Source organism: Streptomyces sp. SA15 (genome assembly GCF_002291145.1).
Lineage (GTDB): Bacteria > Actinomycetota > Actinomycetes > Streptomycetales > Streptomycetaceae > Streptomyces.
The window spans coordinates 34,497-58,088 of the sequence record NZ_NTGE01000088.1 but is presented as its reverse complement, the minus strand read 5'-3'; the positions used below and the strand labels follow the sequence as shown (position 1 = coordinate 58,088).

Annotated in this window: 24 protein-coding genes; 11 read left to right on the top strand and 13 right to left on the bottom strand. The window is 67.2% G+C overall.

Going from position 1 to position 23,592, the window contains the following annotated elements:
- Positions 1-250: 250 nt before the first annotated feature.
- Positions 251-634: a VOC family protein gene (locus tag CLM62_RS16525; RefSeq protein ID WP_095750639.1), complete on the top strand. Its 384-nt coding sequence runs from the start codon at positions 251-253 to the stop codon at positions 632-634.
- A 14-nt stretch (positions 635-648) separates the two neighbouring features.
- Here the strand turns inward: CLM62_RS16525 and CLM62_RS16520 are convergent, their stop codons facing one another.
- Positions 649-996, bottom strand: coding sequence for a DUF5829 family protein (locus CLM62_RS16520; RefSeq protein WP_306457913.1), 348 nt, complete (start codon positions 994-996; stop codon positions 649-651).
- A gap of 279 nt (positions 997-1,275) precedes the next feature.
- Between CLM62_RS16520 and CLM62_RS16515 the strand changes: the two genes are divergently transcribed.
- Entirely contained in the window at positions 1,276-2,052 is a 777-nt protein-coding gene (locus CLM62_RS16515; RefSeq protein ID WP_179382118.1) for a carbonic anhydrase, read from the top strand.
- Positions 2,053-2,193: 141 nt separating this feature from the next.
- On the opposite strand, the gene CLM62_RS16510 is transcribed toward CLM62_RS16515, so the two are convergent.
- Both CLM62_RS16510 and CLM62_RS16500 read right to left on the bottom strand, forming a co-directional pair.
- The gene (locus tag CLM62_RS16510; protein WP_095750637.1) at positions 2,194-3,300 is read right to left on the bottom strand and encodes a serine hydrolase; all 1,107 of its coding nucleotides are present in this window, start codon (positions 3,298-3,300) and stop codon (positions 2,194-2,196) included.
- A 274-nt stretch (positions 3,301-3,574) separates the two neighbouring features.
- A complete protein-coding gene (locus CLM62_RS16500) occupies positions 3,575-4,678 on the bottom strand; it encodes an AI-2E family transporter (RefSeq protein WP_373559149.1) in 1,104 nt (367 codons plus the stop codon).
- A gap of 118 nt (positions 4,679-4,796) precedes the next feature.
- Between CLM62_RS16500 and CLM62_RS16495 the strand changes: the two genes are divergently transcribed.
- Positions 4,797-6,413 carry a phospholipase D-like domain-containing protein gene (locus CLM62_RS16495; RefSeq protein ID WP_095750634.1) on the top strand — a complete coding sequence of 539 codons (1,617 nt, stop codon included), beginning with the start codon at positions 4,797-4,799 and terminating at the stop codon, positions 6,411-6,413.
- A gap of 45 nt (positions 6,414-6,458) precedes the next feature.
- Here CLM62_RS16495 and CLM62_RS16490 read toward each other — a convergent pair whose 3' ends face one another.
- The gene (locus tag CLM62_RS16490) at positions 6,459-7,148 is read right to left on the bottom strand and encodes a DUF4389 domain-containing protein (RefSeq protein ID WP_095750633.1); all 690 of its coding nucleotides are present in this window, start codon (positions 7,146-7,148) and stop codon (positions 6,459-6,461) included.
- A gap of 224 nt (positions 7,149-7,372) precedes the next feature.
- Here CLM62_RS16490 and CLM62_RS16485 point away from each other — a divergent pair, with 224 nt between their 5' ends.
- The 4 genes from CLM62_RS16485 (at position 7,373) to CLM62_RS16475 (ending at position 10,409) form a co-directional block, all read left to right on the top strand.
- Positions 7,373-7,657, top strand: a complete 285-nt coding sequence (locus CLM62_RS16485) for a hypothetical protein (RefSeq protein WP_095750632.1) — start codon at positions 7,373-7,375, stop codon at positions 7,655-7,657.
- Between the two features lie 3 nt (positions 7,658-7,660).
- Positions 7,661-8,707, top strand: a complete 1,047-nt coding sequence (locus CLM62_RS16480; protein ID WP_257003878.1) for a recombinase family protein — start codon at positions 7,661-7,663, stop codon at positions 8,705-8,707.
- 58 nt (positions 8,708-8,765) lie between these two features.
- Positions 8,766-9,140, top strand: a complete 375-nt coding sequence (locus CLM62_RS51525; protein ID WP_257003877.1) for a hypothetical protein — start codon at positions 8,766-8,768, stop codon at positions 9,138-9,140.
- Positions 9,141-9,314: 174 nt separating this feature from the next.
- A complete protein-coding gene (locus tag CLM62_RS16475) occupies positions 9,315-10,409 on the top strand; it encodes a cutinase family protein (protein ID WP_095750631.1) in 1,095 nt (364 codons plus the stop codon).
- 140 nt (positions 10,410-10,549) lie between these two features.
- Here CLM62_RS16475 and CLM62_RS16470 read toward each other — a convergent pair whose 3' ends face one another.
- The 4 genes from CLM62_RS16470 to CLM62_RS16455 form a co-directional block, all read right to left on the bottom strand.
- A complete protein-coding gene (locus CLM62_RS16470; protein ID WP_095750630.1) occupies positions 10,550-11,923 on the bottom strand; it encodes a replication initiator in 1,374 nt (457 codons plus the stop codon).
- Positions 11,924-12,221: 298 nt separating this feature from the next.
- A complete protein-coding gene (locus tag CLM62_RS16465) occupies positions 12,222-12,419 on the bottom strand; it encodes a hypothetical protein (RefSeq protein WP_095750629.1) in 198 nt (65 codons plus the stop codon).
- Complete coding sequence (locus CLM62_RS16460) at positions 12,416-13,720, bottom strand: FtsK/SpoIIIE domain-containing protein (RefSeq protein ID WP_095750628.1); 1,305 nt, start codon at positions 13,718-13,720, stop codon at positions 12,416-12,418. Before CLM62_RS16460 ends, CLM62_RS16465 begins: the two co-directional genes overlap by 4 nt.
- Positions 13,720-14,067: a hypothetical protein gene (locus tag CLM62_RS16455; RefSeq protein WP_095750627.1), complete on the bottom strand. Its 348-nt coding sequence runs from the start codon at positions 14,065-14,067 to the stop codon at positions 13,720-13,722. Before CLM62_RS16455 ends, CLM62_RS16460 begins: the two co-directional genes overlap by 1 nt.
- Positions 14,068-14,228: 161 nt before the next feature.
- On the opposite strand from CLM62_RS16455, the gene CLM62_RS16450 reads away from it, so the two are divergent.
- A complete protein-coding gene (locus CLM62_RS16450; protein ID WP_095750626.1) occupies positions 14,229-15,008 on the top strand; it encodes a GntR family transcriptional regulator in 780 nt (259 codons plus the stop codon).
- Between the two features lie 409 nt (positions 15,009-15,417).
- On the opposite strand, the gene CLM62_RS16445 is transcribed toward CLM62_RS16450, so the two are convergent.
- A complete protein-coding gene (locus CLM62_RS16445; protein WP_095750625.1) occupies positions 15,418-15,717 on the bottom strand; it encodes a hypothetical protein in 300 nt (99 codons plus the stop codon).
- Positions 15,718-16,036: 319 nt separating this feature from the next.
- Entirely contained in the window at positions 16,037-16,603 is a 567-nt protein-coding gene (locus CLM62_RS16440) for an ATP-binding protein (RefSeq protein WP_095750624.1), read from the bottom strand.
- Between the two features lie 191 nt (positions 16,604-16,794).
- Between CLM62_RS16440 and CLM62_RS16435 the strand changes: the two genes are divergently transcribed.
- Positions 16,795-18,147 carry a hypothetical protein gene (locus CLM62_RS16435; RefSeq protein WP_095750623.1) on the top strand — a complete coding sequence of 451 codons (1,353 nt, stop codon included), beginning with the start codon at positions 16,795-16,797 and terminating at the stop codon, positions 18,145-18,147.
- A gap of 83 nt (positions 18,148-18,230) precedes the next feature.
- Here the strand turns inward: CLM62_RS16435 and CLM62_RS49350 are convergent, their stop codons facing one another.
- Positions 18,231-19,931 carry a hypothetical protein gene (locus CLM62_RS49350; RefSeq protein ID WP_143659090.1) on the bottom strand — a complete coding sequence of 567 codons (1,701 nt, stop codon included), beginning with the start codon at positions 19,929-19,931 and terminating at the stop codon, positions 18,231-18,233.
- 125 nt (positions 19,932-20,056) lie between these two features.
- Here CLM62_RS49350 and CLM62_RS50060 point away from each other — a divergent pair, with 125 nt between their 5' ends.
- Positions 20,057-20,209 (top strand): hypothetical protein, encoded by a 153-nt coding sequence (locus tag CLM62_RS50060; RefSeq protein WP_179382116.1) that lies wholly within the window; start codon positions 20,057-20,059, stop codon positions 20,207-20,209.
- A gap of 179 nt (positions 20,210-20,388) precedes the next feature.
- Here the strand turns inward: CLM62_RS50060 and msrA are convergent, their stop codons facing one another.
- Positions 20,389-21,105 carry a peptide-methionine (S)-S-oxide reductase MsrA gene (gene msrA, locus CLM62_RS16430; RefSeq protein WP_095750622.1) on the bottom strand — a complete coding sequence of 239 codons (717 nt, stop codon included), beginning with the start codon at positions 21,103-21,105 and terminating at the stop codon, positions 20,389-20,391.
- A gap of 88 nt (positions 21,106-21,193) precedes the next feature.
- Positions 21,194-22,312: a hypothetical protein gene (locus CLM62_RS16425; RefSeq protein WP_095750621.1), complete on the bottom strand. Its 1,119-nt coding sequence runs from the start codon at positions 22,310-22,312 to the stop codon at positions 21,194-21,196.
- Positions 22,313-22,429: 117 nt separating this feature from the next.
- Between CLM62_RS16425 and CLM62_RS16420 the strand changes: the two genes are divergently transcribed.
- A complete protein-coding gene (locus CLM62_RS16420) occupies positions 22,430-23,584 on the top strand; it encodes a cystathionine gamma-synthase (RefSeq protein WP_095750620.1) in 1,155 nt (384 codons plus the stop codon).
- Positions 23,585-23,592: the final 8 nt, after the last annotated feature.

Below are 23,592 nucleotides of genomic sequence, written 5' to 3'. Positions count from 1 at the left end.
CCGTCGATCTTCCTGGCGTGCAACGACACCGACACCCTCCCCCAAACACAACGTCGGCCTTCACGACCACAACGGGTCATGAAGGCCGACGTCACGTTCAGGCCCCGGATTCGCCAACAGTGTCGACCATCCGCCGGGGCCCTCAGCGTGCCTCCGTACGGCTGCCCCCCGCCGGAGTTTGCTATGGCAAGCCTCACCTCAACCGATCGCCGGAGTACGCCGGAGTACGTTGGACATGAGGAGGCCCGCGATGACCGTTCAGTTGAACCACACCATCGTCGCCGCACACGACAAGCACGCCTCGGCCCGCTTCCTGGCCGACATCCTGGGGCTGAAGGTGAGCCCGCAGTACGGCCCCTTCACCCCGGTCGAGATCCCGAACGGCGTGACCCTCGACTACCTGGACTCGCCCGGCGACATCACGCCGCAGCACTACGCGTTCCTCGTCTCCGAGGACGACTTCGACACGATCTTCGCCCGCATCCGGGAGGCCGGCCTGACCTACTGGGCGGACCCGTACCACCGCCGACCCGGCGAGATCAACCACAACGACGGCGGCCGGGGCGCCTACTTCGACGACCCGAACGGCCACAATCTGGAGATCTTGACGAGGCCGTACGGCAGCGGAGGCTGAGGCACGCCGGTCGTCTACTGCATGCCGCCGAAAGTCCACACCGCACGGGTGCCAGGCCCGACGACGAGCGCCGACCGGCCGATCCGTTCCTCGAGAGCGTGCGGCACGGCCCGGCTGAGCGAGAAGTCGACCTGCCGTAGCCCCACTTGGTCGCGCGGTACGGAGTCGAACCGGAGCGTCGTACCACCTCGGTGCGCCACCACACCACCACCGTCGCCCGCCAGGGACCTGACGACGAACCCGCCGGCTCGCAACAAGGGCACGGTGTTGGCGAGGTCGCGTGCGGTGACCGCGAGGTGGACGGAGGTCACGTCCCGCAGCAGACGGTCGCGGTAGTCGTCGGACCGCTCGAAGGTCCGCAGATACAGCGAGCACCAGGATCATCCGCAGCGTTCGGCTCAGCAGCATGCGTCAGCAGCATGCGAGGGAGCGTAGGCGGGGAATGACCGCGTCCGCTGTCGATTCAGCGAATGACTCAGGTGTCGATCCGGCCGTGACCCAGGGGTTTCTCCCCATGACAGCGTGTGTTTTGGACATGCGCTTAGCCCGCGCTGCATCAGCCCTTTACGGACGTTAACCGGCCTCCCGACACAGTGACATCACCTGCTTCACCCCGCTCACCTGCTGGAAGGAACGGATCAATGCCTAGTGTCGGGCGACCACAGCGCAGGGCCTTTCTCACTGGAGGGCTTGCGGCCTCCGCAGCTCTGATCACCGGCTGTTCGTCGAAGTCGGACAGCACCGGGACGCCGAAGCCGGCGGCGGCGGGAGCGGCGGCTTCCACCTCCCCGTCCCCGGCCGCGGGCGCACGGCCGGACTCCCCCTGGTCGGCTTTCGCGCGGCTGATGGAGGGCAACAAGCGGTGGGTGAGCGGAGCGCTTCAGCACCCCGACCGGGACCCGAAGCGACGTCAGTTCGTCGCCGAGGAGCAGGAACCCTACGGCGTGATCCTCTCCTGCATCGACTCCCGGGTGCCGCCGGAGCTCCTCTTCGACACCGGCATCGGCGACCTCTTCGTGATGCGCACCGGCGGCCAGGTGGTCGCGCCGGTGGTCGTCGGTTCCGCCGAGTACGGCCCCCTGACGGCCGGGACCCCGCTGATCGTCGTACTCGGGCACCAGCGCTGCGGCGCGATCAAGGCGGCGCACAAGGCGCTGAAGGACAACAAGCCGCTGCCGGGCAACCTGCAGTCGATCGCCGAGGCCCTGCGCCCGGCGTACGAGGTGATCTCCAAGGAGAAGCACGCCGACCCGGTCGACGCCATGACCCGCGTCCACATCAAGCAGACCTCCGAGGACCTGCGGTCCAACAAGGACCTCGCTCCGCTCGTGCAGAAGGGCGATCTGGCCGTGGTCAGCGCGTACTACTCGCTCGACACGGGGCGGGTCGAAGTGCTGACGGGGGCGCCTTCGGCCTGAGTGCGACCCTGCGACGCGCTGCTGACCGGACCTCGGTGCCGGTCGGCGGCGCGTGCAGCGTGCGCGGGCGGCTCGACCCCGTCCCGCCGGCCGTGTTCGCTGGTGCCACGTGACTGCCACGTGACTGCCACGTGCTTCGGATCAGGCCCGCAGCCCCTTGAGCCCGTCGTAGGCGGCCATCACGACCTCCAGCCCCTGGTTGTCGTCGGCGGGTTCGCGCATCTGGTTCGTCACGTACGCCACCGCCATCCGGGCGTCGGGCTCGATCATGACCAACGAGCCGCCCCAGCCGCCCCACCCGTAGGCGCTGCCGAACAGCCCGTAGCCCAGGCCGTAGCGCATCGGCATGCCCAGGACGCGGTCCTCACCGCTGAACTGCTCCTCCCACGCACGGTCACAGCCCGCCCGCGACAGCAGCCGCACCCCGCGCACCGCTCCTCCGCAGGCCATCACCGACTGCACGAGGCCGACCGAGCGGGCATTGCCGAATCCGCTCGCCGCGGGGATCTGCGCGCGGCGCCAGGCCACACTGTTGCCGTCGCGGACCCGTATCCCGGTCCCGGAAGCTGGGCTCGCGTTGCTGCCGGGCGCGCTCGCGGTGTAGTCCTCGTCCCGGGACGGGGGTGGGACCGTGAGTGCCACCCGGTGGTCGTGCTCGGCGGGCAGCCCGATGTGGAAGTCCGCGCCCAGCGTTCCCGCCACTTCCTCGGCGAAGAACTCGCCCAGGCTCCGGCCGGTGATCCGGCGTACGACCTCGCCCACGAGGAAGCCCTGGGTGATCGAGTGGTATCCGGCGGCGCTGCCGGGTTCCCACTGCGGGGCCTGCGCGGCCAGCCGCGCCGTGGCGGTCGGCCAGTCGTAGAGCTCGTCCACCGGCCCGTCCCAGTCGGGCAGTCCGGCGGTGTGCGCGAGCAGGTGCCGCACCAGCACCCCCTCCTTGCCCGCCACCGTGAACTCCGGCCAGTACCGGGCGACCGGCGCGTCCGGATCGAGCTCACCACGATCGGCCAGAACCAGCGCGCACAGCGCCGTCATCGTCTTGGTGACGGACCAGACGTTGACGATCGTGTCCCGCTGCCAAGGGGCCGTGCGCTCCGCGTCGGCGAACCCACCCCACACGTCCACCACCGGCTCGCCGTCCACGAAGACCGCCACCGAGGCGCCCACGTCTCCGTCGTCCAGCAACGCGGCCAGCGCACTGGGCACGGCGGTGAACAGATCATCGTATGAGCCCTGGATGTCGGCCATGAACGGTATTCAGCCCGCATCGGGTCGTTGGGGGCAACCGAATTGTCCGGCAAATGATCTCTGAGCGTTGGCGAGGGCGCCGAGCACGCTCGACCGGCACGGCTCGGGCAAGCTCGGCTGGGTGGATCCCTATGGCGACACGCTGTTCAACGAGCAGGAAGCACACTGTCAGTTGGCGCAGTCGGGCGGCGATGGCCGGACAGGCGGCATCGAGTACCGTCGTGCGGGCGGCGATCCGGCAGCGTCGGGCCGGGTGGCCGAACGCAGGCCCCTGCTACGACGGGACGGCGGCGCCGGTGTTCGACTCCTCGGTCCCCGGTTCCTGTGACGGCTCGCTGAGCTGCTCGCGCACATAGTTCCAGACCACCGCGATCAGTGCGGCGATCGGTACGGCGAGCAGGCTGCCCACGATGCCGGCCAGACTGGCGCCCAACGTCACCGACAGCAGGACCACGGCCGCATGGAGGCCAAGCCCACGACTTTGGATCATGGGCTGGAACACGTTGCCCTCGAGCTGCTGCACCACGACGATGATGGCCAACACGATCAGCGCGTCCATCAGGCCGTTGGACACCAGCGCAATAAGAACCGCGACCAAACCGGCGAACAGGGCGCCAATGATCGGCACGAACGCGGAGACAAAGGTCAGCATCGCCAGCGGGAGCACCAGCGGTACTCCCAGAATCCACAGGCCCAGGCCGATCAGGACGGCGTCGAGCAGGCCGACGGCCGCCTGAGAACGCACGAACGCGCCCAGGGTGTCCCAGCCGCGCGCAGCCACGGTCGGGACGTGGGTGGCGAGCCGACCGGGCAGCTGACGGGCAAGCCACGGCAGGAACCGCGGGCCGTCCTTGAGGAAGAAGAACATCAGGAAGAGCGCCAGGACGGCAGTGACGACGCCGTTGACCACGGTGCTCACTCCCGTGACGACAGCGGTGACCATGCTGCCGAGGCCGTCCTGAGCGCGGGCCACCGCGGTGTCGAAGGCCTTGGTGATCTGGGCGTCACCAATGTTCAACGGCGGCCCGGCGGCCCACTCGCGCAGCTTCTGGACGCCTTCGACCACGCCGTCGGCCAGCTCGCCGGACTGGGACGCCACCGGCACTGCGATCAGCGCCACCACGCCCATGCCGACCACGAGGAACAGCACGGTCACGACCGACGCGGCGAGGGCGGGTTTCCACCCGTGACGACGCAGGAAACGAGCCAGGGGCCAGGTCAGTGTGGTCAGAAGCAGGCCGACCACGAGCGGCCAGACCACTGACCACATCCGGCCCAAAACCCACAGTGCGACCGAGAGCATCACCAATATCAGCAGCAACTCCGCGGAGACACGCGCCGATGTGCGGAGCGCGGCGCGGGCTTTCGTGGAACTCAACGTGGCAGTCACGGAGGCACCCTATTGGTACCCAAGTCATCAAGGTCCTGCGGCCGACGCGCGAGGATGAGAGGACGAGAACCGGGTACCCGTGTGTGTCGGCTGGAGGACCTGGGCTGTGGAACTCACCAACTGGCTGCTCACCTCGGGCGAACGCGGCAACAGCGCGACACGTCTGGACAGCCGCCGATCGGATCGAGCGGCTTGGTCGTACGGAAACCTGGTGCGGCCGCTCATCCACGGAGCGACGTACTTCCCAGAACTCCTCAGCGCTATCCGCGCGCAGCGCGCGGGAGACCTGCTCCTGTTCACCGACTGGAGGGGCGATCCCGACGAGCGCCTCGCTGGTCCCGGGAGTGAAATCGGCACCGTTCTGCGCGAGGCGGCCGAGCGTGGTGTGATCGTCAAAGGGCTTGTCTGGCGCTCCCACCTGGACCGCTTCCAGTTCAGTGAGGCCGAGAACCGCCACCTCGGCGAGGAGATCGAAGCGGCGGGCGGCGAGTGCCTGCTCGACATGCGGGTGCGCCCCGGCGGCTCGCACCACCAGAAGCTCGTCGTCCTCCGGTATTCCGACCGCCCCGAGCTCGACATCGCGTTCGTCGGCGGCATCGACCTGTGCCACAACCGCAACGACGACGCGACGCACCGCGGCGACCCGCAGTCACTGCCCATCGCCGCCGCGTACGGACGGCATCCACCGTGGCACGACATCCAGCTGGCGATACGCGGACCGGCCGTCGGTGACATCGAGGCCGGTTTCCGCGAACGCTGGGACGACCCCGCGCCGCTCACCCGCAGCCCGCTCGTCCGCTTGCGGGAGCTCGCTCACCACGAGGACACACGTGCCGACGCCCTGCCACCCCAGGCACCTGACCCCCCGCCCTGCGGTACACACACCGTCCAGGTCCTGCGCACCTACCCCAACCGGCTGCTGCGCGGCTACGAGTTCGCCCCCGACGGTGAGCGCAGTATCGCGCGCGGCTACCGCAAGGCGTTGCGGCGGGCCCGGGCCCTGATCTACCTGGAGGACCAGTACCTGTGGTCTCCGCACGTGGTGGCATGCTTCGCCGAGGCGCTGATCGCCCACTCCGGTCTGCGCATGATCGCGGTCATCCCCTCCGTCCCCGAACAGGACGGCCGGCTCACACTGCCGATCAACCTGATCGGCCGGATCACGGCTCTGGACAGACTGCGCCGCGCCGGTGGTGGGCGCGTCGCGGTGTACGGGCTGGAGAACCACGCCGGGACACCGGTGTACGTGCACGCCAAGGCGTGCGTGATCGATGACGTGTGGGCCTCGGTCGGATCCGACAACATCAACCTCCGCTCCTGGACCCACGACTCCGAACTCACCTGTGCCGTCCTGGACGAGAGCACGGACCCACGTGAGCCGCGCGACCCCGGCGGTCTCGGGGATGGCGCGCGCAGCTACGCCAGGAATCTGCGCCTGGAGCTCTCGCGCGAGCACCTGGACAGGGAAGCACCCCAGACCCTGCACGCGCCTGACCCGCTCTGCGATCCCATGAACGCCTTCGACGCCTTCGCGGCGAGCGCGGCCGCACTGGACTCCTGGCACGACAACGGTTGCTGCGGCCCCAGGCCACCCGGGCGCCTGCGCGCCTATCGCCCACCGAGCCTTTCGCCTACGGCCAAGACGCTCTGCACGCCTCTGCATCGCCTTCTCGTCGACCCGGATGGCCGGCCCTTCAGGCTCCGGCGCCGCAACGAGTACTGACCACCCGAAGTGACCCGCCCCAAAGGCGAGGGGTTGTTCGGCCGGCTACCGTCCGGAACCGCTCGCCGATGTCTTTGTCAGCGGGGAGGCCTGCCCACCCATGTCGAGACGGAACGGCGGGTACTGATCGGTCATCAGTGCGGCATAGGCAGCCACCCGCACAACCCAGCGGGCGAGGCCGAGCAAGAAGTCGAAGAGGTGAACCGGGTAACGGGCGGTAACTGCCAGGATGATCACGGCGACCAGGGAGAGGAAGGGGATCAGGCCGCTGTCATGCCAACCGTCCCCTCCTTCCCGGCCCCATCCCCAGCCGCCGACGAACATTCCGACGACGATGTACTGCGGGATCGCCAGCAGCCACCACTTCACCAGGACCAGTCCGCGGGACAGACGCTCCGGATAGACAACGTCGAGATGCGCTGGATAGTCGGGTACATCCGCGAGGGTGAACGGCGGGTACCGGTCGGTGCCGAGCGCAGTGTGCGCGTAATAGCTGACACGCCAGTTCCAGCGCAGTACGCCGACATTGAAGTCGAAGAGGGACCGGGGGTATCGGCCGGTGAACAGGATGGCGAAGAACGCGATGATCGTCACGAAGACGAACGCAATCCAAAGGAAGAACAGCACGATGTAGTGCGGGATGGCGAGGAGCCACTTCACCAGCCACAGCCATCTGGACAGCCGAGGATCGAGAGACGCCTCGAGACGCACAGGTGACGCGGTGACGGGAATCATGGGGCGCGGTTCCTTTCGAGAGCCCCGCCCGGCGGCCACACGTCCGTACTCCGGCCCGAACGGGCAGACGGGCCAGGTAGTTGCCTGATCATGAACTCAGGCTCGCACGCGAAGTGGAAGGCCGCGACTTGGGTGGATTGCCCGGAGGCGGACCTACGAAGCGTGGAAGGCGATGCCAGGGGTTCGCGCTGCGCGGTCCGCGCGCTTTCCTCGACGAGGACCTGGTGGTCGACGATCTGCCGTCGACGTTGCGGGCGGAGATGATGGCCGACGATCCTGTGGAGCAGGCGATGACCCGCCGGCGCTACGAACGGTTGCTCGACGCGCTCGGCGAGATCCACGCGGAGCGCGCCGACGAGCCGATCCGGGTGGCCATCGTCTACGGAGCCCCACCTGTCCTGCGGCATACGCCCGAGAGGCTGGACAGCATGCAGTCAGTCGTTGGTCGGGGCAGGTGCGACGCCGATCGGGCAGGACACACCAGTACCTACGAGGGTGTACCTATGTGACCCATGACGAACTCCACGGGAACGAAGGGCACCAGGGGCACGAGGCGAGCGGCGATCTACTGCCGGATCAGCCAGGACCGGGGCGGAGCCGGACTCGGCGTCGCACGTCAGGAAGAGGACTGCCGGGCACTGTGCGCTCGCATGGGTTGGGACCTCGTAGCCGTGTACCCGGACAACGACGTCAGCGCGTACTCGGGCGCTCCGCGTCCCCAGTGGCAGGAGTTGTTGGCGGACATCAGCAGGGGTGAGATCGACGCGATCGCCGTATGGCATGTGGACAGGCTGACACGGTCGCCGCGCGAGTTGGAAGACGTTATCGATCTCGCCGACCGTCAGGGCGTCGAACTCGCCACGGTGAGCGGTGAGATCGACCTTGCGACGCCGACAGGCCGCATGGTGGCCCGCATGCTGGGGGCCGCCGCCCGCCACGAGGCGGAGCACAAGTCCGAGCGGCAGAAGCGGCAGCGCCGCCAGGCCGCCGAGGTGGGGCGCGTGGCCGGGGGAGGGAAGCGGCCGTTCGGATACGAAGACGACCGCATGACGATCCGTGAGAGCGAGGCCGAGGTCATACGCGAAGGTGTCCGGCGCGTACTCGCCAACGAGAGTCTGGCGAGCATCTGCCGGGACTGGCAGGAACGGGAGATCACGAGTCCGGCGGGCAAGCCGTGGAAGCCCACTGGACTGCGCCGCTTACTCGCGTCCGCACGGATCAGCGGGCGCCGCGAACACACGCCGCGTAATTCGTGGGAGAGCACGCGCCCGTTGCTGGGCGAGATCGTCGCCGATGCCGTCTGGCCGGGCATCATCAGCCATGAGGACTCGGACCGTGTTCGGCGCATTCTCAGCGACCCTGCACCGAAGGCGTGGTGTGGAGGGGACGACCAAGCGCAGTTATCTGCTCACGGGCGTTTTGCAATGCGGAAAGCCGAAGGCGGATGGAAGCACGTGCGGTTGGGGCATGGTCGGTCGCCCCAGGAGCGGGGTACCTCGCTACGTGTGCCCCAACACGCCCGGCACGGACGCGTGCGCCGGTACGGCCACGAACGCTGAGCGGACGGACGATCACGTACGGGACATGGTGTTGGCCGCTCTTGAGTCTCCGGTGTTCATGCAACGCCTACGCGACCAGGACCACGTGGGGAAGGAGCTGTACGACGAGATCCGGGAAGATGAGGAGGAAATCGAAGCCCTCGCGAAGGACATGGGGGAGCGGAGGATCAGCCGCAAGGAATGGATGATCGCCCGTCAGCCCATCGAGGAGCGGCTGAACCGGAACCGGAACAAGCTCTCGAAGGTCTCCCGACTTGCCGTCCTCAGCGGTTTCGTCGGCACCTACGAGGACATGCAGGCGCGTTGGAAGAAGATGAACAACTCCCAGCGCCGGGCGATCATTACGGCGTGTGTGCGGTCTGTCGAGGTACGTCCGGCGGACCCACGGAAACGGTGGGACGCGGATCGTTTTGTGCTCGACTGGATCGCGTAGGCGGGGGTGGACCGGCGTCCAAGTGGCTGGTGGGACTGTAGTGAACACATCGTTCCAGATGCGTCCCATGGGAGATGAGTGCATTGTGGTGAAAGAGTCACCATCGCACTGTGAAGGGTTGGGATCCGGACCCTCGTGCGTTCGCCTCCAGAGGCTCTTGCCGGGAGGGTATTCATGACCTTGAGAAAGTTGACCGCGTACTTTGGAGCGATCTCGCTCTTTTTCGGGTTGACTATTCAGTCTCCGGCGACGGATGCGCATAGCGGATCGTCACCCCAGGCCATAGAGTGCAAGGACATATTCTTCTTCGGCGCTCACGGCGTGGAGCAAGAAGGGTTTGGTCTCGAAGTAGCAGACGTGTGGAACAAATACAAGCAAAGCATGTCAAACTCGGGCTTGACGCTGGATGCCGCGCCGGTCAACTATCCGAAGCAGACTCTTTTGCAGCTCCTCAAGCCGCGAACCAACCGCAATCTGGAAGCGGTCACCAATGGGGCCATAACGTTGAGTGACCAGCTCAGTAGACGCCGTGCTGAATGCGGTGACGAGCGGTACGTTCTTGTCGGATACTCGCAGGGCGCTTGGGTTATTCATAAATTCCTTGCCATAGCTGATTCTACGGCGGTCTTGGACTGGATCGCAGGCGTGGCTTTGCTCGGTGATCCTCAATTCCCAGAAACTGGAATAGTCGCAGAATTGGCGCCAAGTTATGCGATTACTCTCCCTGATTCCATCAAGGGGAGGACTGAGAGTTGGTGTCTTTCCTATGACCTTCCAGATCTAGGGCTCGGGCGGCGCGCCGTAGCCGACCCCCTCTGTCAGCTCAGGGATAGGAGAGATATAGCCGACTGCATAGCGGCCAACTATGGAAAACTTCCTAAGGAGCGGTGTCCGCACTTCCGCTACAAGGAGACGGGCGGAACCAATCGCGCCGCTGAATTTCTTGCAGCTATAACAAAATACCAAGGCACCTGGCGGGGCTCGGTGAAGCAAGGCGAGAGCGACACCTATCCCGTCAAGGTCAACTACAAGGGCGGCGCAATCGGGGAAACGGTGGCCACTGTCGAATATCCGACACTAGAGTGCAGCGGCAACTGGGTGCTCGTCTCCCAGACTGGCCAAGCGCTTGAGGTGAAGGAGCAGATCACCGAAGGCAAGAGCAACTGCGTCGGTGTCGTGACCATCACCCTCACACCCTCGGCGGACGGGACACTGCAGTACGCGGTCGACTCCCCGGAACGCGCCCGGGCCACCTTGCGGCGGGGCTAACATCGGCACCGCTCCCGGTCGTGGGTATGTCCGGATCGATGAGGCGGAAAGCCAACGCCACACGTTCGATAACCGCCAGGTCCTCGATCACCGGGGGAAGCCCTTGCCGAGCGCGCGACTCGGCCACTCGCCTACGAAGCTCATCCGGTACCAAGAGCGCCCCTGAAGGCAGCGGAGACAGCGTCGTGCGCTGCTTCCCGAGCGGTTGCCAGGTCTTCGGCGATTCCGGCGGCGATGAGGGCGGCGCCGGGGGTGTGGCCGGAGCCGGCGTAGCGCCAGTGGCGTTCGGTGACCGTGTCGGGGATGTCGGTGTGGCCGAGGTGGTGGGCGCGTTCGGCGCGGAGTGCGGCGTAGGTGGTGGAGTAAGCGCGGGATTTGGTGAGGATGTGGCCCCGGTAGCCGAGGGTGTGAGTCCAGGCGCGCAGGCGCAGGGGTGCGTACTCGGGGAGTTTGGCGAGGCGCCAGCAGGTACGCATGAGGGTGCGGACGTGTGTGCTGACGGGTGCCGATTCGATGTCGTGCCAAGTGGTGAGCGGGTGGTCCGTGCCGGCGCCAGTCTCGCTCGCTCCCTTGGTGACGTACTTGGCCACGTAGGCGGCGACCGCGTCATCGTCGGGGCAGTCGGCGTGGGCGCGCAGCGGGCGGGCGTCGGCCTTGGTGCCCCAGCGCAGGGCCATCTCTCCTACGGCGGGGGTGTAGGTGGTGTGGACCCGGACCCGCCGGGCGGAGGCGTGTACGGCGTCGGTGAGCAGTTCGGTTGTGCCCCAGGGCGGGGGTTCGTCGGTGGGTCCGGCCGGGCCGTCGAGGCGGATGACGGCGTGGACGTGGACGGCCGCGCGCTTCTGGTACTCGGCGACGCGGGCGAAGGAGAGCCGGGCGTGCCGGGCGAGTTGGGACTGTACGAGGCCGGCCGAGGAGGCCAGGCGCCGCCGGGTGTCGATGACGAACCGGTCCCACAGCTTGGAGGCATGTGCGTGCCAGAGCACGTGGGCGGTGTAGTCGTAGCAGTCGGGGCAAAGCGGTTGGCCGACCACGGCAGCGTCCGGGGCGTGGACGGTGCCGCAGCCGAGGGGGCGTCCGTGCTCGCAGGTGGCGCCGTCCCGGCGGGGTCGGCACCGGGCGTCGCCGGCACGGTGCACGGGGCCGAAGGACGGTGCGGTCAGGGTGATGAAGAGCCGGGGTCGGTGGCGGACGGTGGCGGGGACGTTCTTGCCGCCGAGGAGGCCCGCGCGGACGAGGTGGAAGGTGTCTCCGGCGTGGAGGCGGGAGCAGGCGGGGCAGATGGTGGCGCGTCGGTTGCGGCAGCGGACGAGGAGGCGTTCGCCGGGCTCATGGCGGGTGTCGTAGTGGTGGAGGATCTCGCCGGTCGTTGCGTCCAGGGTGGTGGTCGAGCCGGAGAGGTGGACGGGGTGGGAGCAGCCGCCGGTTGCGGTGATCTGCTCAAGCCAGCGAGGAAAGTTCGGATCTTGGGCGATGCGGATTGCGTCGCGGTCTGCTTCGGGGAGCTGACGCAGGCGCGCCGCGCGGTCGAGGGCGGCGCGCCTGTCAGCCGGGGTGTACTCCGGGGTGATGGTGGTGACCTTCCGGGGTGGGCCGCCGAGGCGGCATGGGTGATGGTTGGTCGCGCGTGGTCGGTCATGGGGATCACTCCCTTCTTGATCTGGTGTGGTGCGGGTCGGTCAGCGGATGGTTCCGGTGCCCCGGCAGACCCGGCAGCGCCGAAGCCGTCCGGTCCAGGTCTTCCGGGCCCCGTCGCCCTTGCAGACGGGGCACCTCACGCGAGGCATGGGCATGGGGGTACGTCCCTTCTGCTCAGGTGTGGGAGAAGCCGTTGATCATCCAGGTGACGAGCCCGTGCACGGTGTAGATCACGGGCGTCTGGCCGAGGTAGAGGCCGAAGAGGCCGACACAGACCGCCTCCCAGGCGCGCACGTCACGGGAGCGGAAGAGGAGGACGGTGATGATCCCGAAGATCACCGCGAACGTGAACGCCGTACCTTCGCTGATCACTTGCTGTCTCCTTCCAACGCCGCCAAGGCGCGCTCCAGGGTGGGCAGTTCCGGGGCCATGGCCGCGTGCTTCCGGGCCGTCGACACGGCCTCTTCAGTCGTCGTGAGGTGGGAGCGCGCACGGCTCCAACCGCCGTCCGGGCCCGTGCAGACGGCCACGCCCCGTTCCTCCGCCGTGATCGACTGAGCGACCGCCACGGCGTCCTTGTTGAGGTCACCCAGCGTCATTTCCGCCGTTCCGGGGTCGTTGACCCGGTGGCAGATCCGGCCGCCGAGCTGAGCCCGCAGCGCGGTCACACCGGGCCCGAGGTCCGAGCCGACCCGCTGTCCGGCCACGACCAGGTGCAGACCGAGCGCGGCCCCGAGCTGCGCCAGGCGCAGCAGGAGCGTGGAGCACTGCTCTGCCTCTGCCTTGCTCTCGCGGGTGCCGTCGGACAGGTACAGCTCCGCGATCTCGTCGACGATCACGACGACCGGAACGGGCCGGAGCTTGTCGGGTAGCTCCCAGATCGAGCGGACTCCCGCAGACCGGCAGGCCGCCATGCGGTCCTGCATGTCGACGACGAGCGCGCTCAGGACGGCGGCCGCTTCACGGCGGCACGTCGCGAGGGCGCTCAACCGTCCGGCGAACAGACCGAGTTCCATGCCGCCCTTGCAGTCGATGCCGACCAGGGCGACCGGTTGCGGGGCGAGTTGAGTGATGAGCCGGGCCAGCAGCGTGGACTTGCCGGACCGGGTGGCGCCCGCGATGAGCCAGTGCGGGACCAGCCGTAGGTTCATCACCCAGGCGCCGCCGCTCTCCAGAGCGCCGATGAGGGCGGACAGCAGTACGGCGGGGGCGGTGGCCAGACCAGGCCGTTGAAGCGGATCCGTGGCCGTGGCCGTTAGGAGTACGAGCCCGCGTTCCGGCGAGGTGACCCGCACGGCGTGGACCTTCCACGCGTGCACGAGGGCATCGGCCGCCTTCAGGTATGTCGCCGGTGTCTGGCCCGCGTGCAGGCGCACGGTCACGGTCAGGCCCGTGCGGTTGGCGCGCGGGAACGAGATCCGGGGAGCCACCGGCCGCAGCGGATCGCCCTTGACGACCACGTTGCCGAGCAGCCCGCGCGGCGGTCGCCGGGACACCGCTAGGTCGTTGAGCATGGCCACCTTGCGCCAGGTGAACACCACCCGGCACGCGGTCACCGGATAGCCGGTGACGTACCAGTGCCAGACCGGACGGTGCCGCCGCACCAGGTCGCCCACGACAAGCACCCACGCCAGTACGGCGAGCCCGAAGGCGAGCACGATGGGACCACTCATCACGCGCCACCACCCTTGGCAGGCGCGGGAGTTGCATGCACGGGCGTGACGGCGTCGGCGCGGAAACTGATCCCGTGCCGGTCGCCCATCGCCCAGGCGAACGCCGTCAGTCCGGTGACCTTGACGAGCTGTCCTTCCTCGATCCCCTTCAGCTCACCGCTCACGGCGATCTCGATCACGGAGATCCGCCGCCGGTCCTGCCGCACCGTGACTGCCACGGTGTAGACCGGGTTGCCGTCCCGGTCCTTCTTCACCTCCTGTGTCTCGGAGTTGCTGATCTTCACTTCGGGCGCGATGGCGCACCGCAGTACGCCCAGCCGCGCAGTGTCCACGGGAATGGACTGCATTGCTTGGCCTCCCTGGCCAGTCGGAACGCTCGGAACTCATCCGGACGTCACTTGTCCTTACGAGTTATGAGTGTGGAGTCCTGTACGGCGAAGATCTACTTATGCTGACGAGTGACGTCGAGCGTGAGACGTGACTACGACCTCGAACCGGAGATGCCGAGATGACGGAGATCCAGCGCCCCGGCGCCCTCTACCAGCAGGTGGCCGCCGCCATTCGCGAAGCGATCCTGTCGGGCGAGTTCGCGCCCGACTCCCTGTTGCCGTCCGAAGCCCAGCTCATGGCCCGATACCAGGTCTCCCGCCCCACCGTCCGCAACGCCATCGCGGCACTGCGCGCCGAAGGACTCATCGACGTCCGCCACGGCAAGGGCAGCTTCGTACGCTCCGACGGACAGCCCACCCTGACCATCGAACGCCGCATCAGCCGAACCTCCGACGGACGGTTCGTGATGCCCAACGGCGACGTCTGGAACGAGGCCGAGGAGCCGAACCCGTACCGCACGCACACCACGAAGGCCACCGGCCGGTTGCTCGAACTCGGTGAAGAGGAAGCCCTGTTCGCCTGCGACAGGTTGCTCATCGACCCCGGCACCGGTACCCGAGCGATGCACCGCACCTCGATCCCCTTCGCAGTGGCCGAAGACGTCCCCCTGATCGCGGAGGAGCCGTGCAAGCGCCCGGCAGCGTTCTACCGGTTGCTCACCGAAGACGGCCACAAGCTTTGGTGGTCCGAGACGGTCCGCGCCCGCATGCCGCTGCCCGACGAGCGCACCACGCTCCAGCTCCCCGACGCGACCCCGATCCTGCACCTGGCCCGCGTCACACACGGCACCGACGACCGCCCGCTGATGCTCGAAGAGCTCCGCGTCGGCGCGGACCGTGCCGAACTCGCCTACCGGATCACCGCCGACAAGCAGCCCGCGCGACGCGCCCGCGCCTGAGCGCCAAGGGCGATCGGTCGAATCTGTCTTCACTTCCTCAAGGGCGCGCCTGCGGCGCGCCGGGGCGCCTGGCCGCCCCGGCCGGGCGTGCGGCGTGACCGCCGATCCCGCCCGGTCGCCCGACGCCCCAGACCGAAGCCCGCCCGAGGTGGCAAGGCGTCGATCGGCCGAAGCCAGCCAGGGCGTGGGTGGCTGGGGGTCGACGGCCTCCGAGACTTTAGGCAGCCACCATGGGGCGAGCCTCGAAGAACAGGGGGCCAATCGGGCACAACACCGGGCAGGTCCAGTACCTGCCCGATTCGCCGGGCGAGCGTAAGGCCCCCTGTTCACTCGCCCCATGGCAGCTCCCGCCCAAAGTCTCTGCGGCCGGCGACGTGCCCACGTGCACCACTCACCAGCGGAAGCGCCCTCACAGCGCTCCTTCGTCGCCATCGCCGAGCCTCTCCAGGAGTCCCGCGAGCCGGACGGCCGCACCGGGCAGGCCTACCAGGCGCACCACGCCGTGCCCGTCGTCGTTCGTCGCGGCTACGGCCCGTAACTCGGACGGCTGGAACTCTGCTAAGAGAAGTGCAAGGTTCAGCTGATCGGCGGCCTCACGCGCCACGCGCCAGCCCGACATGTAGTCGACGCCGCGCACCCACAGACCGGATCCCACGCCCGCAACGTCGTCCAGCCCGTCACTCAGCCAGCCCTCACCCGAGCCGCTCACGTGTCCCACCTCTGCCCTGATGTAGATAACGGATCGTCAACTCTGTTTGGTCCAGGGCAGATGCACAGCACGAAGGCCCCGGTACCATCAGGCACCGGGGATCTTCGCGTTCCCCAACCGGGCCACCCTCCGCTTTCCAGGGCTGAGTGGGTGGCCCGGTCTCGGTCTTCGGTTGTGAAGCGTGGCCCCTGGGAGCTGAGCGGGGATCTCAGCGGACCGTCCCAGGAGCCACACCCCGTTCGCCGGATGAGCTACCTTCCGGCACCCGGCCGCCGCGCACTCATGAGAGAGCAAGACGCGCAACGACAGCCGGAGATCATCAAGACGGCAGGCCCCGAGTCCCAGCACCGAGATCGAGGCGGCACCACACGGTCTTGCCGCCCCGGTCTTCCGGCGACCACCACACCGCCGTCGCCAAGCGCTGAACGATGAGCAGCCCCCGGCCGCTGTCCGGCAGGACCGCTTCCGACAGTTCTTCCATCAGGCCCGGCCAGAACGTGTCACCGAGCGGCAGCAGCGGCGGCGACGAGTCCTCATCCGCGACCCCGATGAACAGCCACTTCGGCCACACCTTGAAGTGCACGTCAATACGACGGGAGCCGCCAGGACGTGTCAGGGAGCGTTCCGGCACCACGTGGTTCACCACGTTCCCGACCAGCTCTGAAACGATCAGCCGTGCGTCGTCCACCACTTCGCTGGCGCCCATGCCCCGGAGGAACTCGGCCGTCTGGTCACGTGCGACGCGTGTGGCGTTGCCGCAGTCGGCGAAGAGGGTCAGCGTCAGGTAGTGCCCGCCGGACGAGGGATCCGGCGCGGTGAACCAGTGTGCGTACGCATCCAGTTCACTGGCTAAGTGCGCATGTTGTCGCGCTCTTCTCGCGTCCATGAACGGGTCCCGTCAGGTCACGTCTACCGAGGCCCTCCCGGCAGGGTGACGAGGGTGCACCCTTCAACCCACGTGCCGCTCCCCCCTCTTGGGGATCCCCCTCACCGGTACACTCGGAGTTAGGACGTGAGTTCAGATCGAGAGAGCCGATCTGACGAAGAGCGTCAGGTCAATCACGATGGGGAAGTGAGATGGCCGAGGTAGCGCCGACACCGGCAGCTCTGCCGCCGCACGTACTCGAACGCGCGGACGTGCGGTCAGCAATCGCCAACCACGACTTCGGTGAAGTCTTCAGACTCGCGAAGATCCATGGCCACATCAGCTACGCGAAGATCTCCGAGGCCGTCGGCTACAAGCGCGAACACATCGGCAAGATGGCCCGTCCCGAGACTGACGGCAAGGGCGTCCGCCCCCGGATCACGCAGTACTTCAAGATCCTCGAAGTCGTCGACGGACTGCGCATCCCTGGCCATCTCGCAGGACTCGCGCCCCGCCCATGGGAGTTGGAACGACCGGCCGTCACTTCCCGAACCGAGGACCCCAGCACTTTGATCGCACAGGGCGGAGCCGGACTGTGGGACATCGCCGAGATGCTCCGACGTACGGAGATGTCCAGCATCAACAGCGCCGCCCTGGAGTCGATCGAACAGGGCATTGACCAACTGGCCCGCGCCTACCCGTATGCCGATGCGGACTACCTCCACGACCGCACCCGCAACGGCCTCCAGTACGTCACCAAGCAACTCGAAGGCCGCATGACCCTCCGCCAGCACCGGGAATTACTCGTCGACACCGGTTGGCTGTTCCTGCTGAACGCGTGCGTCCAGTACGACCGAGGCCAGCGCGAGGCCGCGAACCTCAGCAAGGCCGCCGCACTCCGCATAGGCCAGGAGGCAGGCCACGGCGAGATCATGGCATGGGCGTGGGAGATCGAAGCCTGGTTCGCCCTCACCCAGAGCCGTTGGCAAGACATGCTCGAAGCCGTCGAGGCCGGCCACGTCGCCGACCAGACCCATTCCGTCGGCGTGCAGCTCTACGCGCACAAGGCCCGCGCCGCTGCCCGCATGGGAGACGGCCGCATGGTCCGCGATTCCCTGGATGCTGGCCGCGCCCGCCTGGACCGACTACCCCGACCGGATCACCCTGAGCACCACTTCATCATTGACCCGGACAAGTGGGACTTCTACGAGATGGACGCCTACCGTCTCCTCGGAGACGACGAACGCGCCGCCACCCACGCCCGCTCAGTGATCCGCATCAGCACCGGCCCCGACGGCACCGAGATCTCCCCCATGCGTGCCGCAGAGGCCCGTCTCACTCTCGGTGTGGCCGCCGCCCGCACCGGCGACATAGAAGAAGCCATCGGAATGGGCACTACGGCACTCGAAGCCGACCGCAAGTCTCTCCCGTCCCTGCTTTTAGTCGCTGATGAGCTGGACAAGGAACTGCGCTCCCGGTACCCGCGAGAGGTTGCAGCCCGTGACTTCCACGAGCGAATCATGACCATCAAGAGAGGTGCGACCAGGCCAGAGCTCCCCTTCTGAAGCGACATATGTGTAAGTCGAATTTGCAGGCAGGATAGGTGCAATCTCCTTCTTTGCTGCATCAGCTTACAGCTAATTGTCGATTAGAGTCCCCTGATGTCGGCTTCTTTGCAGGCACTCAGGAAATGGGCCAGCGCAGAGGGGAGTGCAGCATCGATCTTACCCCTCAATACTGTAATCACTTGATCGAGTTGCGGCGATCCTGGAACGAATCGTAGAAATTCTCGTATGTGATCGTGCTGTGAATTATGCGTCATTGTTGCCAGGATGAATGTCAATCCCAGGTCGGTGAGATCTTCGCCGGGGTGGGAACGGTGGACAACGCCGATGCTTGCGCCAAGCCAAGGTGCTGGCAGAAGTTCGATGCCCCAGCCAGGCAGGTTGGCACTCCCCCCGTAGTCTCTGGGAGGCCAGCCAGCAGGTGCTCGCGGAACAGAGCCGACGAGGCGAAGACCCGTACCTTCTAGTTTCTTCGCGAGATAATTTTCCAAACCTGAATGTGTCCGGCTCAGTGCATCATTGTAAAGCTGGGCAGGTTCCTGTTGTTTGTCTGAGGCCTTAGCTGCTGCGGCTGCTGCGGCGGCATCACGAATCTTTGCTATATCGCTCGCATACGGCGATAGGGATTCACGCAGCTTAGGTGGTTCCTGATTTGTTGCGCGGGATGGATGGTGGTGGGGCTCTTTTCGGTAATCCTTGAACGTTCCTTCTTGGTGTGCATTGAGTGCTTTGCTCGGCCTTTCGTAGTTCTCTGTATGGAAATGGACGTCCATTAGGTCTTGTGCCGCGGTGATCAGGGCGGTGAGGCCGAAATGGGTAACACCGCTTTCTTCCTGCTCGCGGGTGGCTTCCTCCAGCAAGACCGGCAGGGGAACCCCTGGGCCATTCTCGTCGGCATCGATAAACACCGCGCTGGCGGTGGTCGACTCCCTTTCTGTGACTCCGCGATTCAACTCGGCGATTTTCCGAAGTGTCCCCCTTACTGCCGCCTCTGTCGGTCTGTTATTACAGTCGACTGCTTCGAAAATCAGTAGAACTTGTGACGGTCGATTCATGTCAATCAGCAGCTCCAGAAGGCTGATTTCTTGCAGCAAGGTCACGTCGAATCTCGTTCGGCCTACATCCGTTTTGATCTCCGTCCGGTCCTCGAAGTAGATGAGGACTACGTCAGGCCTCTGATTCCGGAGGTACAGAAGATTGCTGGTCAACGCATGATCTGGGCAAAGGCGAACGTACGTGGTAACGCCAGTTCGGTCACCCAAGACGCTCAACCGGTCGTCGGCATCGAACCTGCTTGCGTGTCGATGGTTCGGCGCCCATCCACAGAAGTGCAGCACCAAGGTCTGCGGTACACCTAGGAAATCCCAACTGCGTTGGAATTCGGCCAACGTGACTGATTTTTGGGACCGGTGCGGCGGTTGCCCCTTGACCGTCTCGGTAAAGCGATCTTGTGGCTCTCCGCTTGGCTTTGCCCTGTTTGCATTGGGATCCGCAGCTCGGAGCAACTCGTCAAGCTTGTCGAGGATCGTTTCCAGGTCCTCTTCTGTGCGGACCGTCGGGCGCAGAGCAGTGCTCACCAAGTACTTGACCAGCTCATATGCGAGTCTCTGGTTACTCGGGTAGCTCTTGAACAAACGTGTCACCGTCGCGTGACTGCACCCAATGGTGCTGCCGATTTCTCGCGCTCCCGGTTGGCCAGCCTTGTCGTGTAGGTCGCGGAGCCACTCCAGGTATTCACGCAAGGCCCCCGGCCCCAGGCTGTCCGGAATATCGATCTTGGCCAAGCGTCCCCCGTCACATCTTGTTTCAATGTGGCACACGTTGGTGCACAGCGTATCGGCCCGGAACGTCACGTCATCCCTGTCATGCAAGCTGAAACCCGGACCTGCGCCGAGGGGAGGTGAGACGTATGAGCGTGAGCAAGGAGGTGGGGCGGACAGTCCGGTACACAATCAAGAAGGAGCGCCGGACTGCCCGCCTGATCAGCATCCTCGTGACGGTGGGCGTCATAGTGATGCTGATGATCGCCGCCACCAACGGGGTGACCGTGACGGTCGGCTGAGGCAGTTGCCCGGTGGGCGGGCACGCGTCGGCCTCCGTACAAGGGGACCACAAAAGCAGGGCCCCGGTCGAGATGACCGGGGCCCTGTCCGTGCTGGGGACTCTTCGTGTTGATCGGCGACGGTTGTTCAGTGGTGCATTCCCCCGTGGAGAACATCAGCCGTGTCTGGGCGACGGGCGTTAGTTGTCGTGCGTTTCCGGCACCTCAGCGATGCCCGTCGGGCAGGACGCCCCCCAGTTCGTCTCGAACGGGGTACTTAGCTTGACCCCCGTCCCGCCGATCCCGCAGTACCCCGCCGGATTCTTGTCGAGGTACTGCTGGTGGTACCCCTCCCCCGGATAGAAGGCGCGGCCCTCCGCCGGGAGGATTTCTGTGGTGATCGTGCCGTGGCCCGAACCCGTCAGGACCTCCTGGTAGGCCTTGCGGGAGGATTCGGCGATGGCGGCCTGTTCGGGGGTGTGGGTATAGATCGCCGAGCGGTACTGCGTGCCGACGTCATTGCCCTGGCGGAAGCCCTGCGTGGGGTCGTGGGACTCCCAGAAGGTCTTCAGGAGACGTTCGTACGAGATCAGCTTCGGGTCGTAGACCACGCGGACCACCTCCGTGTGGCCGGTCAGGCCCGAGCAGACCTCCTCGTACGTGGGGTGCTCGGTGTAGCCGCCCTGGTAGCCGACCAGCGTTGTCCAGACTCCCGCCGGGAGCTGCCAGAACTTGCGCTCGGCGCCCCAGAAGCAGCCGAGGCCGAAGTCGGCCACTTCCAGGCCCTCGGGGTAGGGGCCGAGCAGCGGGTTGCCGAGGACGGTGTGGCGGTCGGGGACCGTGAAGGCCGGCTCCGGGCGGCCGGGCAGAGCCTGCTCGGGGCTCGGCAGCTGGGGGGTACGGCTGTGCAGGAACATGCGGTCTCCAATCGGGGCCCGGGGCCCATCACGGCTCCGGTCACATCAACGTGCGGGGCGCGCCGTGAATTCCGGCCGCCCGCCGCCCTCAGTGCGGCAACGTCGCCGGGCTGCCGCCGTTCGCCTCGTAGCCCGCCACCGCCAGCGCGCGGTAGACCGCGAACTCCGCCGCCGGGTCGGGGGAGAGGGTCCACGGCAGGGCGCCGACGTGGCCGTCTATGTGGACGAGCTGGCTCATCGCCTCCGCCCAGCGCTCGCCGCGGACCAGGAAGAACACCAGCAGGTGGCGGACGTGGGCCAGCATCGGGTCGTCCGGGCGGGCCGAGTGGACGGCGTGCAGCGCGCCGTGGATCGCCTTCGTCACGACCTCGCTCTGGTAGAAGCCGCTGACCAGGTTCACCTCGGGGAGGTGCTCGAAGACCGCGAAGAGGGGCATGGCCGCCAGGAGGGAGCCCCGGGGGGCACGGGCGGCCGCCGCTTCCGCGAAGGCGTACGCCTGCTCCCGCGAGCCGTGCCACTTCTCGCACCAGTAGTGCAGGGCGGCCAGATGCGCGCCCATGTGCGTCGGGGCGCGGTCCAGGATCTTCAGCCAGAGCTGTTCGAACTCCGGCTGGGGGTACGCCAGTCCGCGCGCCACCGACAGCTCGACGATGTACGGGATCGGGTCGCCGGGGGCCAGCAGCGCCGCGTCACCACAGGCGGCCTTCGCCTCCTCCATGATGATCCGGAACTCGTCCGTGCCGGGCGTCGACGTCCGCCACGCCTGCTGGACCAGGAACTCCGCGTGCACCGCCGCGCCGCCCGCGTCCTTGGGTGCCTCCGCCCGCCACACCCGCAGCCACTGCCCGCCCGGCGTCTCACTGACCCCGCCGGGCCGCTGCTGCAACTCCAGCGACGCGGCCCCGGCGAAGGCCTGCACCCGCTGCCAGCGCCGCTCGCCCTCGGTCTCGGTGCCGGCGAGGAGCTGCGCGGCCGCCCGGTGGTCCTGCGTGCGCTGCACGAGGTCCAGGACGTCCAGCAGGTCCTGGTCGGGGCCGGGCATACGGACGTCCAGCTCCTCCTGCGGCGCGAAGCCGTAGTTCGCGGGGTCCGCGGCGTCCGGGTGGCCCGGGTGGACCTGTTCGATCATGCCGCGCCTGCGCCTCATGAACGGCAGCAGCACGAAGCCAAGCATGACCAGCGCCATCAGGACCCAGAGAATCTCCATGTCTCAAGGGTTCCAGACGCCGCCGACAATTGGCCAACCTGGTCGCCGGCCTGTGGAAAAACCCGCCCGTGTCCCGCCGTCCGGCAACCGCCCCGCGAGCGCACTACCCTCGCACCCATGAGCGACAGGCACATCAGTCAGCACTTCGAGACCCTCGCGATCCACGCGGGCAACACCGCCGATCCCCTGACCGGCGCGGTCGTCCCGCCGATCTACCAGGTCTCGACCTACAAGCAGGACGGCGTCGGAGGCCTGCGCGGCGGCTACGAGTACAGCCGCAGCGCCAACCCGACCAGGACCGCCCTGGAGGAGAACATCGCCGCCCTCGAGGGCGGCCGCCGGGGCCTCGCGTTCGCGTCCGGACTGGCGGCCGAGGACTGCCTGTTGCGTACGCTGCTCAGCCCCGGCGACCACGTGGTCATCCCCAACGACGCGTACGGCGGCACGTTCCGCCTCTTCGCCAAGGTGGTCTCCCGGTGGGGCGTGGAGTGGTCGGTCGCCGACACCGGCGATCCGGCCGCCGTACGAGCCGCCATCACCCCGAAGACCAAGGCCGTGTGGGTGGAGACCCCCTCCAACCCGCTGCTCGGCATCACCGACATCGCCGCCGTCGCCCAGATCGCCCGGGACGCGGGCGCGAAGCTGGTCGTCGACAACACCTTCGCCACGCCGTACCTCCAGCAGCCGCTCTCTCTCGGCGCGGACGTCGTGGTGCACTCGCTGACCAAGTACATGGGCGGCCACTCGGACGTCGTCGGCGGCGCGCTGATCGTGGGCGACGTGGATCTGGGCGAGGAGCTGGCGTACCACCAGAACGCGATGGGCGCGGTCGCCGGGCCCTTCGACTCCTGGCTGGTGCTGCGCGGCACGAAGACGCTGTCGGTGCGCATGGACCGGCACAGCGAGAACGCCACGAAGATCGCCGAGATGCTGACCCGGCACGCGCGCGTGACGCGTGTGCTGTACCCGGGGCTGCCGGAACACCCCGGTCACGAGGTCGCCGCCAAGCAGATGAGGTCGTTCGGCGGCATGGTCTCCTTCCGGGTCGAGGGCGGCGAGGAGGCGGCCGTCGAGGTCTGCAACCGCGCCAAGGTGTTCACGCTCGGGGAGTCCCTCGGCGGCGTGGAGTCCCTCATCGAGCACCCCGGCCGCATGACGCACGCCTCCGCGGCCGGCTCGGCCCTCGAGGTGCCCGCCGACCTCGTGCGCCTCTCCGTGGGCATCGAGAACGTGGACGACCTGCTGGAAGACCTTCAGCAGGCGCTCGGCTAGGCCCTGTC